Origin of the sequence: Streptomyces sp. NPDC058469 (genome assembly GCF_042721125.1) — a bacterium.
GTDB lineage: Bacteria > Actinomycetota > Actinomycetes > Streptomycetales > Streptomycetaceae > Streptomyces.
Genome location: NZ_JBHXME010000119.1, coordinates 21222 through 35002, shown reverse-complemented (window position 1 = coordinate 35002; position 13781 = coordinate 21222). Strand labels below are relative to the sequence as shown.

8 protein-coding genes and 1 pseudogene are annotated in these 13781 nt (G+C 70.2%); 5 read left to right on the top strand and 4 right to left on the bottom strand.

What is annotated here, in order from left to right:
• Positions 1–1402, bottom strand: a 1402-nt coding sequence (locus ACFWP5_RS37020) for a glycosyltransferase family 39 protein (protein ID WP_384167023.1), incomplete at its 3' end; no start/stop codon positions are given.
• 188 nt (positions 1403–1590) lie between these two features.
• On the opposite strand from ACFWP5_RS37020, the gene ACFWP5_RS37015 reads away from it, so the two are divergent.
• Both ACFWP5_RS37015 and galE read left to right on the top strand, forming a co-directional pair.
• Positions 1591–2862 carry a glycosyltransferase 87 family protein gene (locus ACFWP5_RS37015; protein ID WP_384167017.1) on the top strand — a complete coding sequence of 424 codons (1272 nt, stop codon included), beginning with the start codon at positions 1591–1593 and terminating at the stop codon, positions 2860–2862.
• 119 nt (positions 2863–2981) lie between these two features.
• Positions 2982–3962: a UDP-glucose 4-epimerase GalE gene (gene galE, locus ACFWP5_RS37010; protein ID WP_384167014.1), complete on the top strand. Its 981-nt coding sequence runs from the start codon at positions 2982–2984 to the stop codon at positions 3960–3962.
• Between the two features lie 329 nt (positions 3963–4291).
• Here the strand turns inward: galE and ACFWP5_RS37005 are convergent, their stop codons facing one another.
• Positions 4292–4918, bottom strand: coding sequence for a TetR/AcrR family transcriptional regulator (locus tag ACFWP5_RS37005; RefSeq protein WP_328682918.1), 627 nt, complete (start codon positions 4916–4918; stop codon positions 4292–4294).
• A gap of 634 nt (positions 4919–5552) precedes the next feature.
• On the opposite strand from ACFWP5_RS37005, the gene ACFWP5_RS37000 reads away from it, so the two are divergent.
• Together ACFWP5_RS37000 and ACFWP5_RS36995 are read left to right on the top strand one after the other, a co-directional pair.
• Positions 5553–6470 carry an ABC transporter permease gene (locus tag ACFWP5_RS37000; RefSeq protein ID WP_384167010.1) on the top strand — a complete coding sequence of 306 codons (918 nt, stop codon included), beginning with the start codon at positions 5553–5555 and terminating at the stop codon, positions 6468–6470.
• Entirely contained in the window at positions 6463–7332 is an 870-nt protein-coding gene (locus ACFWP5_RS36995) for an ABC transporter ATP-binding protein (protein WP_384167007.1), read from the top strand. Before ACFWP5_RS37000 ends, ACFWP5_RS36995 begins: the two co-directional genes overlap by 8 nt.
• Before the next feature lie 29 nt (positions 7333–7361).
• Here ACFWP5_RS36995 and ACFWP5_RS36990 read toward each other — a convergent pair whose 3' ends face one another.
• Positions 7362–7814: a GtrA family protein gene (locus tag ACFWP5_RS36990; RefSeq protein ID WP_384167004.1), complete on the bottom strand. Its 453-nt coding sequence runs from the start codon at positions 7812–7814 to the stop codon at positions 7362–7364.
• A 164-nt stretch (positions 7815–7978) separates the two neighbouring features.
• The gene (locus tag ACFWP5_RS36985) at positions 7979–12910 is read right to left on the bottom strand and encodes an NAD-glutamate dehydrogenase (protein ID WP_384167001.1); all 4932 of its coding nucleotides are present in this window, start codon (positions 12908–12910) and stop codon (positions 7979–7981) included.
• A 589-nt stretch (positions 12911–13499) separates the two neighbouring features.
• Between ACFWP5_RS36985 and ACFWP5_RS36980 the strand changes: the two are divergent.
• Positions 13500–13736, top strand: a pseudogene (locus tag ACFWP5_RS36980) (DJ-1/PfpI family protein); the annotation flags it as partial.
• Positions 13737–13781: the final 45 nt, after the last annotated feature.

Sequence of the window (13781 nt, the reverse complement as noted above, 5' to 3'; positions counted from 1 at the left end):
GACCGTCGCGGACGCCCTGAACCTCCCGGCCACCTGGTGGGCCGACACCCGCGGCAAGCGCAAGGTCAACCCCAAGACCGGCAGGCCGAACGGCGCGGGTGGTGAGGTTGGCGGAGGGGGTGCGCTTGGCGAAGGGAGTGCGCTTGGCAAGGGGAGTGCGGGTGGAGAAGGGGGTGCGGCGGGATGGGCGGCGGTTGGTCGGGGGGCGGTGGCGGGCGTCGGGGTGTAGGGGGTTTGGGCGATCAACTCGGCCCAAAGGTGGGTGACTTGAGACTCGGGTCTGGGCTCCGGCTCCCCCTCCGGCTTGGGCTTGGGCTCCGGCTTGGGCTCCGGCTCCGGCTCCGGCTCCGGCTCCGATCCCAGCCGTACGGTCGGCTCCCGCCAGGTGACCGCTCCCGCTCAGCGCGCCGACCAACTGGCGGCGGCTCCCCGCCCCGGCCACCACACGCTCGGCTTCCGCACGCCGACCGCTCGGGGCGCCGCGCCCCTCCAGCCACAGCCACCTCACCGCCCCGACCACCCGGTCCGCCCCCGCCGCCACCAGCAACGGCGCCCCCGCCAGCGCGTACAGCACATACCGCTCGTGGAACAGCGGCCGGAACTGCGACACCGTCAGCAGGAGCACCGGCGGCACCACCAGCAACGGCAGGGCGACCGACGCGAGCCGTCCGGTCCCGAGGCCGAGCAGGATCAACAGGACCGAGGCCCAGAAGACGACGCCGGTCGGGGTGACGGCGAGGAAGTCGCGGGCGAGGCGTTCCGTCGTGTCCCAGTCCGGCACCCTCAGCCATGCGACCTGCGCCGACTGCCGTTGGGACACCCAGGCCAGCGGCAACAGGGCGCCCCCGGCCACACCCACCGCGCGGCCCCAGCCGGCCCACGCCGCCCTGGGCGCCCGCGCCGCCGCCAGCGTCAGCACGTGCGCGCAGAGCACCAGGACCGCGAACTCGTGCAGCAGAAAGGTCACGGCGAGGACAGCGCCGTACGGCCACCAGGACCGTCCTTCCAGCGCCCGCACCAGGAGCAGTGTCGCCCCGGCCACGCCCGCCGCGACGAGGGCGTACGAGCGTCCCTCCTGGGCGTAGTGGCCGGTCAGCGGGGTGATCGCGTAGAGGAGGCCCGCCCACAGGCCGACCCGGGGGCGGGCCAGGCGTACGCCGAGAGCCGCGACCAGGCCCGCCGTCGCCGCCGCGCCGCACACGGACGGCAGGCGGAGGGCCACCTCGCCGGGGTGGACGGCGAGGACGGTGTGCATGAGGAGGTAGTACAGGCCGTGCACCGCGTCGACACCGTGCAGCAGATGCCAGATCTGCGGCACCGTGCGCCGCCCGACCAGGAACGTGACGCCCTCGTCGCCCCACATCCCGCCGCGGTCGAGCCCCCACAGCCCCAGCGCGAGCATGACGACCACCGGCACGGCCACGGCCACAGCCTCCGCACGCGTCCATCGCATCGGTCGCGTCCGCCGCTTGCACTCGTCCTCGTCCTGGCTGTCCACCTGGATGATTTTGTACCGTTCGGAAGCTCTTACCGGCGATTGACGTTGTATTAGCATTCCTGCGGCATTCACCCGGCTTACGATCCGCCGTGATGAACGCCGCCCGTAGACACCGCCTCCTCGCCCTCACCCTCGCTTGGCTCGCCACCCGCGCGGGCATGCTGCTCCTCCTCGCGTACAACGGCCTCCCCCTGCTCGGCCGGGGCGGGGTCGCGCGGGAGGTGTGGCGCCTGTACCACCACTGGTACGGGGTCCTGTCGCACGGCGCGTTCCCGGCGCACGACCCGCTGTGGCAGTACCCGCCGGGCGCCGGCCCGGTCCTTCTGGCGCCCGCGCTGCTGCCGGACCTGACGTACTTCCAGGCGTTCGTCGTCCTCACCCTCGCGACCGACGCGCTGATCACCCTGACGCTCGCCCGCGCGGGCACCCGCCCCGGACACAGCCTGCGCGGCGCCGCGTACTGGATCGCCTGCCTCCCCCTCCTCCTGCACATGCCCCTCGTCCGCTACGACGTGCAGGTCACGGCGTTCGCCGTCATCTCCCTGTTGACGTTGTCGCGCTCCACGCGTGTGTGCGGCGCGTTCGCGGCGCTGGGCGCGCTGGTGAAGGTGTGGCCCGCACTGGTGCTGCTGGGGATGCCGAGGGGGCGGACGACGCGGTCGGTGTGGACGTCGGCCGTGGTGACGGGGGCCTTGTCGCTCATGTCTCTCGTGGTCTTGTTCAACAATCCTTTCGCCTTCTTGCGCCAACAGGGCGGCAGGGGCGTACAGATCGAGTCACTCGGCGGCACGGCACTCGCCCTGGCGACCCACGCCGGCTGGCCGGGCCAGGTGCACTACCGGTACGGCGCGATGGAGTTCACGGGACCGTACGTCTCCGCCGTCGCCGACGCCTCCCTCGCGCTCACGGCGGTCGCCTTCGGGCTCCTGCTGCTGTGGCGGATCCGGGCCCGCCGCTGGACCGACGCGACCCCGTACGACGCCGCGCTGAGCGCCGTCCTGCTGTTCACCGTGACCAGCCGGGTGATCAGCCCGCAGTACATGATCTGGCTGCTCGGCCTGGCCGCCGTCTGTCTGACCTCGCGGCACACGACACAGCGCCCGGTGGCCGCGCTGATCGTGGCGGCGACCGCGGTCAGCTCGGTCGAGTTCCCCGTCCTGTACGCCGACGTCATCCACAGCACCTGGACCGGCTGCGGCCTGATGCTCGTACGCAACGGTCTGCTGGCCGCCGCGGCCGTCCTCTCCTTCGTCCGCCTCTGGCGGTCGACGAGGCCACTCCCGGCGACGACGCACACGCGCGTGCAGTCCCCCGGCCCCTACGGGGAGTCCCAGCAGTTGACCTCGGCACACTCCGGCGCCTGATTGACTGAGTCCCGAAGCGCGTGGAGACCTGAAGCGTGCAGAGACCTGAAGCGCGTGGAGACCTGAAGCGCGCGAGGGACGCACCACCACGGATCGAGTGACGGAGGGGACGGCCGCACATGACCTGGCTGATCACCGGCGGCGCCGGCTACATCGGAGCGCATGTCGTAAGGGCGATGACCGAGGCGGGCGAACAGGCGGTTGTCTACGACGACCTGTCCACCGGCATCGCCGAGCGCGTGCCCGACGGCGTGCCCCTGGTGGTGGGTTCGACCCTGGACGCGGAACGAGTGGCCCGCACCCTCGCCGACCAGGACGTCACCGGAGTCGTCCATCTGGCGGCGAAGAAGCAGATCGGCGAGTCGGTAGACCTGCCGTTGCACTACTACAGGGAGAACGTCGAGGGCCTGCGCGTCCTCCTGGAGGCGGTGACCACGGCAGGCGTCCCGTCCTTCGTCTTCTCGTCCTCGGCCGCCGTCTACGGCATGCCGGACGTGGAGCTGGTCACCGAGGAGACGCCCTGCGTCCCGATGTCGCCGTACGGCGAGACCAAGCTGGCAGGCGAGTGGCTGGTCCGCGCGACGGGCAGGGCCACCGGCCTGTCCACGGCCTCCCTGCGCTACTTCAACGTGGCCGGCGCCGCCGCCCCCGAACTCGCCGACGTCGGCGTCTTCAACCTCGTCCCCATGGTCTTCGAGAGGCTCACCGAGAACGCGCCTCCGCGCATCTTCGGCGACGACTACGCCACCCCGGACGGCACCTGCGTCCGCGACTACATCCACGTCGTGGACCTGGCCGAGGCCCACGTCGCCGCCGCCCGCGCCCTCCAGGCCTCCCCCGGCCGCGCCCTCACCCTCAACATCGGCCGCGGGGAAGGCGTTTCGGTCCGCGAGATGATCGACCACATCAACGCGATCACCGGCTACGACCGCCCTCCGACCGTCCACCCCCGCCGCCCCGGCGACCCGGCCCGCGTCGTCGCCTCCGCCGACCGCATCACCACCGAACTGGGCTGGAAGGCCAAACACGACGTCCAGGACATGATCTCGTCGGCTTGGGAGGGGTGGGTGCGGTTGCATCCGGGGGCGGCACGGGCGTGATGGACGGCCGACCAGGACGCCGGTGGAGGACGCGTGTCGGCGCCCTGTCGCCCGTGGACGCCGGCATGGGGCGATGACCAGCCCTGCGTGCGCGACCAGGAAGCGCGGCGATCCCCGAACGCTGGACCGAGACCCTGCACGTACCGCTGCCGGGGTTCGGCGGACGGGTGCTGCGGGCGGCTGAACTCGGGGGGCTGGCGCGGCGGTTGGACCACGGGGGCGGCTGACTCGCCGGCCGGCCGAGGAGCACGCGGATCATCGCCGTCAGCCGGGGAGAGGGGCAGTCGAGGAGAGGGAGAGCCGGGAAGCCGGCGGGTACGGCGGAGCCCCTACAGCGCCTTGAGGCCCTCCGTGGTCGCCCGGGCCAGGGCCCCCAGGTAGCCCTTCGGCAGCTTCGGGCTGCGGATCACCACGGCACGCCAGTACAGGGGGCCGGAGATCAGGTCCAGGGCCAGGTCCTCGTCCATTCCGGGGCGGATCTCACCACGCCGTTCCGCCGCCGCCAGGATCTTGCTGGCCACGCCCTCCTGGCCCTCACGCAGCGCCTTCTGCATGGCGTCGGCGATCTCGGGGTTGCGGGCCGCCTCCGCCTGGAGGTCCGGGATGATCTGCGAGGCGACGGGATGACGCAGCGCCCGTGACGTCACCTCGTACAGCATCCGAAGGTCACCCTCCAGCGAACCGGTGTCCGGCGTCGGCAACCCCATCACCGCGATCGCCGACACCACGTCGAGCACCAAGTGCAGCTTCGAACGCCAGCGGCGATACACCGCCGTCTTGCCCACGCCCGCGCGCCGCGCGATCCCCTCGATCGACATCCGGGCATATCCGACCGCCGCCAACTCCTCGAAGACCGCCGCCCGAATGGCTTCGGTCACATCCTCGCGGAGTACTGCCGCCCCGGCGGGGGTGCGGCGGCGCTGACGTGTCTGGGGCTCGTCGGCGTTCGTCGTCATAGCTCAAGCATAGGGGCGTTGCGACGAAACGGTTGCGTTCCGACGCGGGGCACGTCGCGACGAAACGGGCTCGTCGTAACGCGGGCGGTGCGCCGCCGACGGCGGACCGGCGAGCGGACGGGCAGGCGGGCGGGCGGACCGGCGAGCGAGGAGCACGTCGGGACGCAACCGGCTCGTCGCCGCGACGGAACCGGCCCGTCCTTACGACGAAACCGTCGCGTCCCGACGGCGAACCGAGCCCGTCCTCGCGACGCACCCGCAGCGTCCCGACGACGCAACCGGTCCGTCCCCACGACGAACCCGGTCCGTCCCCACAACGCACCCATCGCGTCCCCGCACCAAAACCGCACCGACGCGCCACCCACCACACCGTCCACCCACCGTCCACCCCCGCCTACCCAGACCGTATCGACGCAACAGGCCCGTCCCAGCCCAAAACCTAACGGCCTCATCACGTCCGTCACGACGAAACGGTTGCGTTCCGACGCCGAATCGGCCTACGCTCACGTTGCGACGATACGGTCCCGTCCCGACGTAAGAAAACGTGAAGAGAAGCGTAAGGAAACGTCAGGTGACGGAACACGGCAGCCGGACGGACGCACGCACCCCCTCCCCCCGAGCGAAAGCAGCGGATGTGAGTCAGGTCCTCCACACACCGCCCCCTTCGCCGGCTCCGGCCGACGAAGACGACCTCGCGGCCCTCGCCGCACGCCACGGCCTCACGGTCAGTGGCGCCCGCCCCTCCCTGCGCGAGTACGTCAGCCAGCTGTGGGAGCGCCGCCACTTCATCACCGCGTTCGCCACCGCCAAGCTGACCGCGCAGTACAGCCAGGCGAAGCTGGGTCAGGTCTGGCAGGTGATGACGCCGCTGTTGAACGCGGCGGTGTACTACTTCATCTTCGGCATCCTGCTGGGCACGAAGCGCGGCGTGCCGGACTACATCCCGTTCCTGGTGACGGGCGTGTTCATCTGGACGTTCACGCAGAGCTCGATCATGGCGGGCACCCGGGCGATCTCCGGCAACCTCGGCCTCGTACGGGCTCTGCACTTCCCGCGGGCCGCCCTGCCGATCTCGTTCGCGCTGCAGCAGCTCCAGCAGCTGCTGTTCTCGATGGGCGCCCTGGTCGTGATCCTGATCTGCTTCGGTGTGCCGATCAGTTTCTCCTGGCTGATGGCGATCCCGGTGCTGATCCTGCAGTTCACGTTCAACGCGGGCGTCTCGATGATCATGGCCCGGATGGGCGCGAAGACGCCGGACATCGCGCAGCTGATGCCGTTCGTGCTGCGCACCTGGATGTACGTCTCCGGCGTCATGTGGAGCATCGACAAGCTGACCAGCAAGGACCACCTGCCGCACCTCGTGACGCTCGCCCTGGAGACCAATCCGGCGGCCGTCTACATCGACCTCATGCGCTACTCGCTGATCGACAGTTACCACGCGAGCCAGCTCCCCCCGCACGTGTGGCCGGCCGCGTTGGGCTGGGCGCTGCTCGCCGGAGTCGGCGGCTTCATCTACTTCTGGAAGGCTGAGGAGACGTACGGCCGTGGCTGAGCAGACCATCGAATACCACACCGAGCGGACCCCTGTGGCCGCCGACAGCTCGATCCCCACCGTCGTCTGCGACGGCGTCGACATCGTCTACCGGGTCAACGGAACCGGCGCCGGACGCGGCTCCGCGACCGCCGCCCTCAACCGCATGATGCGCCGCGAGAAGGCCGAGAAGGCGGCGGGTGTCCGCAAGGTGCACGCCGTCAAGAAGGTGTCCTTCGTCGCCTACAAGGGCGAGGCGATCGGACTGATCGGCACCAACGGTTCCGGCAAGTCCACCCTCCTCAAGGCCGTCGCGGGCCTGCTCCCCGTCGAGAACGGCCGCATCTACACCCACGGCCAGCCCTCCCTCCTCGGCGTCAACGCGGCCCTGATGGGCGACCTGACCGGAGAGCGCAACGTCTATCTCGGCGGCCTGGCCATGGGCATGTCCCGGGAGCAGGTCAAGGAGCGCTACCAGGGCATCGTCGACTTCTCCGGGATCAACGAGAAGGGCGACTTCATCACGCTGCCGATGCGGACGTACTCCTCCGGCATGGGCGCCCGGCTGCGGTTCTCCATCGCCGCCGCCAAGGACCACGACGTCCTCCTGATCGACGAGGCGCTGGCGACGGGCGACCGGTCGTTCCAGCGTCGCTCGGAGGAGCGGATCCGCGAGCTGCGGCAGCACGCGGGCACGGTCTTCCTGGTCAGTCACAACAACAAGTCGATCCGCGACACCTGCGACCGCGTGCTGTGGCTGGAGCGCGGCGAGCTGCTGATGGACGGGCCGACGGAGGAGGTCCTGGAGGCGTACGAGGCCTTCACGGGCGGCGCCGACAAGCCCAAGGCCCCGACCCCCGCCCGGGCGGGCCAGGCGGCCTGAAGGACCCCGGGCCGCCTAGAGGTCGCCACCTAGAGGTCCTCGTCCTGGAACACCCAGGTGCGGTAGACCAGGAAGCGGAACGCGGACGCGAGCACGATCGACAGGGCCTTCACGGCATTCGCCTCGAGCGGACCGTGGAGGCCCAGTCCGTGGTAGCCGACGTAGAAGAGGCCGCTCTCCATGAGTACGCCGATGCCGCTGAAGGCGAAGAACAGGGCGATCCGGCGGGTGCCGGGGGCGTCGCGGTCGCGGTAGGTGTAGTAGCGGAAGCCGAGGTAGTTGGCGCCCATCGCGACGCAGCTGGCCAGGACGGTCGCGAGTATCGCGGGCCAGCGCAGGCCGTGCAGCAGGGCGTTGAAGACCGCGAAGTTGACGAGGACGCCGCTGCCGCCGACGATCCCGAATTTCACGACTTCCAGGACGACCTTGCGCACCGGTCGGACGGGCTCGGCCACGCGTTCCTGGGTCAGGTTCAGAGTCACGTCATCAGGCTTAGCGGGGCAGAGTAAGTCCTCCCCCTGATTATCCCTAAGGCACTCCGTGAAAAGGGCGCCCCGAGCCATCACGGCCCGGGGCGCCCTCATCGTCGTAGCGACTACTAATAGGCGACTTCTAATGAAGGGGCGTAGGAACTATGACCCAGGAACTACGAGTGCGTCCGCAGCAGCGTTCGCATCGTGCGCATCGCCACCGACAGGTTGGCCAGGTCGAACATCTCCGAGCCCTGGATCTCCTCAAGGGTGGTGCGGGCGCGGCCGAGGATCGCGGTGTTCTTCTCCTCCCAGGCGGCGAAGCGCTGTTCGGGGGTCGAAGTGCCGTTGCCCGCCGCGAGGACGTCGGCGGTGAGGGCCGCGTGGGCCGCGTACAGGTCCTCGCGGATGGAGGCGCGGGCCATGGACTGCCAGCGGTCCGCGCGCGGCAACTCGATGATGCGGTCCATGAGTTGGGTGATGTGGAGGCGGTCGGCGAGGTCGTAGTAGACCTCGGCGACGTCCATCGGGTCCTTGCCCGTGCGGTCGGCCACCGAGACGATGTCGAGCGCCGGGAAGGCGGAGGAGAACCCGGCCACGCGCGTGGCGAGTTCGGCGGGGACGCCGGAGCCGGTCAGCTCGTCGTAGATCTCCTGGTACCAGTCCAGGTCCGCGCCGCGCAGCAGCTTGGGCAGCTGGGACCAGACCTGCTGGACGCGCTCGCCGAAGAAGTCGACGGTCTCGGCGAGCTGGAGCGGCTGCGGCCGGTTGTTGAGCAGCCAGCGGGTGCCGCGCTCGCACAGGCGGCGCGAGTGCAGGCGGATGCGGGTCTGGACGGGCGCCTCGACGGTGTTGTCGAGCGCCTCGACGCCGTCCCACACCTCGGCGGCGTCGAAGATCGCGCGGGCCGCGGTCTGCGCCCGGACGATCTCCTCCAGGGAGGCGCCGGTCTCCTCGCGGAGGCGGTGCAGGAAGCTCGTACCGCCGGTGTTGACCGTGTCGTTGACGAGGACCGTGGTGACGATCTCGCGGTGCAGCGCGTGGGTGTCGATCTGCTCGGCGAACCTCTCGCGCAGCGCGCTCGGGAAGTAGGCGTGCAGCAGGGTGCGCAGATACGGGTCGTCGGGCAGCGTGGTGTGGAGCAGTTCGTCGGCGACCGTGATCTTCGTGTACGCCAGCAGGACGGCCGTCTCGGGGCTGGTCAACCCCTGTCCCTGGGCGAGGCGTTCGCGGATCTGGCGGTCGGTGGGCAGGAACTCCAGGGCCCGGTCGAGGTGGCCCTCGCGGACCAGGGTGCGCAGGAAGCGCTGCTGGGCGTGGAGCATGTCCTTGGACTGGGCGAGCGCGTTGGCGATCGCGGTGTTCTGCGCGTAGTTGTTGCGCAGGACGAGCGCGCCGACCTCGTCGGTCATCTCGGCGAGGATCTTGTTGCGCTGCTTGACGGTCATGTCGCCGTCGGTGACCAGGCCGTTGAGCAGGATCTTGATGTTCACCTCGTGGTCGGAGGTGTCCACGCCGGCACTGTTGTCGATCGCGTCCGTGTTGATCTTGCCGCCCTGCTGGGCGAACTCGATCCGGCCGAGCTGGGTCAGGCCCAGGTTGCCGCCCTCGCCGACGACCTTGACGCGCAGGTCGGCGCCGTCGACACGGATCGCGTCGTTGGCCTTGTCGCCGACGTCCGCGTGGGACTCCGTGCTGGCCTTCACGTACGTGCCGATGCCGCCGTTCCACAGGAGGTCGACCCGGGACTTGAGGATCGCCTTCATCAGGTCGGCCGGGGTCATCTTGGCGACCTTGCCCTCGATGCCGAGGGCCTCGCGGACGTGTGCGTTGACCGGGATCGCCTTCGCGGTGCGCGGGAAGACGCCGCCGCCGGCCGACAGCAGGTCGGTGTTGTAGTCGGCCCAACTGGAGCGCGGCAGCTCGAACATGCGGCGGCGCTCGGCGTACGAGACGGCCGCGTCCGGGGTCGGGTCGAGGAAGATGTGCCGGTGGTCGAAGGCGGCGACCAGGCGGATGTGCTCGCTGAGCAGCATGCCGTTGCCGAACACGTCGCCGGACATGTCGCCGACGCCGACGACCGTGAAGTCCTCGCTCTGGGTGTCGACGCCCAGCTCCCGGAAGTGCCGCTTGACGGACTCCCAGGCACCGCGCGCGGTGATGCCCATCTTCTTGTGGTCGTAGCCCGCCGAGCCGCCGGAGGCGAAGGCGTCACCGAGCCAGAAGTTGTAGCTCTCGGCGACCCCGTTGGCGATGTCGGAGAAGGTGGCGGTGCCCTTGTCCGCGGCGACGACCAGGTAGGTGTCGTCCTCGTCGTGCCGGACGACGTCCGCCGGGGGGACGACCTCGCCGGCCACCAGGTTGTCGGTGATGTCGAGCAGGGCCGAGATGAACATCTTGTAGCTGGCGATGCCCTCGGCGAGCCACGCGTCCCGGTCCACGCTCGGGTCCGGCAGCTGCTTGGCGACGAAGCCGCCCTTGGCGCCGACGGGCACGATGACGGTGTTCTTCACCATCTGCGCCTTGACCAGGCCGAGGATCTCGGTCCGGAAGTCCTCGCGCCGGTCGGACCAGCGCAGGCCACCGCGCGCGACCTTGCCGAACCGCAGGTGCACGCCCTCGACGCGCGGCGAGTACACCCAGATCTCGTACGCCGGTCGCGGCGCGGGCAGGTCCGGGATGGCCTGCGGGTCGAACTTCATCGACACGTACGCGTGCGGGTGGCCGCCCAGCGCTTCCTGGAAGAAGTTGGTGCGCAGGGTCGCCTTGATGACGGTCAGGAAGGACCGCAGGATGCGGTCCTCGTCGAGGCTCGCCACCTGGTCGAGGGCAGCGTCGACCTCTTCTAGGAGGGCGTCCACGATCTCGCGCCCGGCGCGCTGCCGGTCCGGCGACATCCGCGCCTCGAACAGGGAGACGAGCAGCCGGGTGGTGTGGACGTTGTTGCGGAGGGTGTCCTCCATGTAGTCCTGGCTGAAGGTGGAACCGGCCTGCCGCAGGTACTTGGCGTACGCCCGCAGCACCATCGCCTGCCGCCAGTTCAGCCCGGCGCTCAGCACGAGCGCGTTGAAGCCGTCGTTCTCGGCCTGCCCGGTCCAGGTGGCGGCGAACGCCTCCTGGAACCGCTCGCGGCCGTCGTCGCCGAGGTGGTCCCCGCTGCCGTTCTGCGACTTGGGCATGCGCAGCCCGAAGTCGTAGATCCACGCCGTCGTACGGTCCGAGCAGCGCAGTTCGTACGGCCGCTCGTCCACGACCTCGACGCCGAGGCGGCTGAGGACCGGCAGCACGGCGGAGAGGGAGACCGGGGCGCCCTTGCGGTAGATCTTGAAGCGGCGCTCGTCGGGGGCGGCGCCCACCGGCTCGTAGAGGCTGAGCTCGAAGGCCTGCTCCTCGGTGAGCTGTTCGAGGTGGACCAGGTCGGCGACGGCGGCGCGGGGGGAGTGGTCCGCCTTGTAGCCCTCGGGGAAGGCGTTGCCGTAGCGGCGCACCAGTTCGGCCGCGCGCTCCTCGCCGCACTCGGCGTTCAACGCGTCGCCGAAGCCGTCGGCCCAGGAGCGGGCGGCCTCGACCAGGCGGGTCTCGATGCGGTCCTTGTCGGCGTCGGACAGCTCCGGCAGCTCGGTGCCCTGCGGAACGCGGACCACGAAGTGCAGCCGGGAGAGGATCGACTCGGTGTTCCAGGCCGTGAAGTCGACGCTGATGCCGTCGAGTTCCTCTTTAAGGATGTCGATGATCCGAAGGCGCACACCGGTGGTGTAGCGGTCGCGCGGGAGGTAGACGAGGGCCGAGTAGTAGCGGCCGTACTCGTCCTGGCGCAGGTACAGACGCAGCCGCCGGCGTTCCTGGAGGTAGAGCACGGACGTGACGATCGAGCGGAGTTCGTCGACCGGGGTCTGGAAGAGCTCGTCGCGCGGGTACGTCTCCAGGATCTGCAGCAGGTCGCGCCCGTCGTGGCTGTTGGGCGAGAAGCCGGCGCCCTCCAGCACCTCGTCGACCGTGCGCCGGATCACGGGAACCCGGCGGACGGACTCGGTGTAGGCGGCGGAGGAGAACAGGCCCAGGAAGCGGCGCTCGCCGACGACCTCGCCGTTCGCGTCGAACTTCTTCACACCCACGTAGTCGAGATACGACGGACGGTGCACCGTGGAACGGCTGTTGGCCTTCGTGAGGACGAGGAGCTTGTGCTCGCGGGCCTTGGCCCGGGCGTCGGCCGGGAGCCGCTCGAAGGACGGGCTCACCGGGTGGCTGTCCTCGCCGCCGTGCTGCGGGTCGGAGCGCAGGATGCCGAGGCCGGTGCCGGGGACCGCGGCGAGGGAGTCGTCCTCGCGCAACTGGTACTCGCGGTAGCCGAGGAAGGTGAAGTGGTCGGCGGCCAGCCAGCGCAGCAGCTCGCGGGCCTCCCCCACCTCATTGGAGGGCAGGTCGGGCGCGGTCGGCTCGGCGGGCAGCTCGTCGGCCATCCGCAGGGCCAGGTCCCGCATCTTCTCCCAGTCCTCGACGGCCTCACGGACGTCGGACAGGACGCGCAGCAGGTCGGCGGTGATCTGCTTCAGATCGGCGCGGTCGGTCTCGCGGTCGATCTGTACGTGGATCCAGGACTCGGTGTGCGCGTCGTGCGGCAGCTCGCCGGCGGGCGGGGTGGTGAGCACCTCGATGAGCTTGCCGGTGAGGTCGCGGCGGACGACGACCTGCGGGTGGATGACGACGTGGATGCCGCGGCCCTGGCGGGTCAGCTCGTTGGTCACGGAGTCGACGAGGAAGGGCATGTCGTCGGTGACGACCTCGACGACGGTGTGGCTGCACGTCCAGCCGTTCTCCTCGACCGTCGGGGTGTGCACCCGTACGTTGGCCGTGCCCTGGGGTCGGGTCTCGGCCAGCCGGTAGTGGGAGAAGGCGGCGCCGAAGACATCGACCGGGTCGCGGTCGGCGAGGTCCTCCGGGGCGGTGTGCAGGTAGTAGCGCTGGAGGAACGCGAGCACGGTCTCCCGGTCGGGAGTGCCCTCGTCCGTCGTCCCGGTCGGTAGGTGCCCCCCGACCGGGCTGTTCTCAGCTACCCGAGCAGCCCTCTCGAGCAACTCGGCCTTTGCTTCGTCCAGCTTGGTCTGCATTGTCCTCTGGCTCCTGTCGCGCGCCGTTGCGTGACGTAGAAGGAAGTACGGTGTCTTCCCCTGCGGCTCGACGCCACGGCCCGGGTTCTCCGGTCTGCTCAGACGCTATGCCGCAAGGTGAGATGAGCGGTGGGTTATCAGCCATTTTCGGCACGCCCGACGGGTGTGACGCTGCTCTCTGCCGCGCCGGTACCCGGGGTGTGCACGGCGTCCTGGGAGCCCTTGGAGCTCCGTCCCGCCCGCGAGGGTCTGTCGGACAGACCCTGGGACCAGCGACCGCCGCCCGGTCACGGATGTCGTCCGTGGTCGCCGGGCGCGGAGCAGGGGCGACGATGCCCCCGCGAAATATCGCGCTGATCACGCCACAAGGCTATCTCTCCTCACCGGGGGCTCGTCACGAGCCGGATGTGTACAAAACCGAGGGTGGAACTTTGACGTTATGCACAGGGGCGCAGAGCATGAAATCGTCGTATTCACGGGCAGTCGGGACGGTGCCGGAGTCCGAGCCGCGAGGCCCCTTGGCAAGCACCCCGGCGCGCGGCACGTTGCCCATGAGCCCTCGGCGTCCGGCGTTCATGAGCCCATGACGCCCGACGGAGACGCATGCCACGGCCCCCTGCTCACCGCCGCGATCGACGGCCTGCGCGGCCGGCGCGTCACGGCGTACCCGGCGCTCGAACTCGACATGCAGGCCGCCGGCGCGACCTTCCAGGACGCCGAGACGGTGGTCGACGGCACGCTGGTCTCCGCTCGCGCGTGGCCGGATCACTCCAGCTGGATGCGGGAGTTCCTGACGGTGCTGCGGGCGAAGGCGCCGGTGACGTGACCTCAGCGGCCGGCATGACGTGACAGGGGTGCGCGGTGCCTCTTG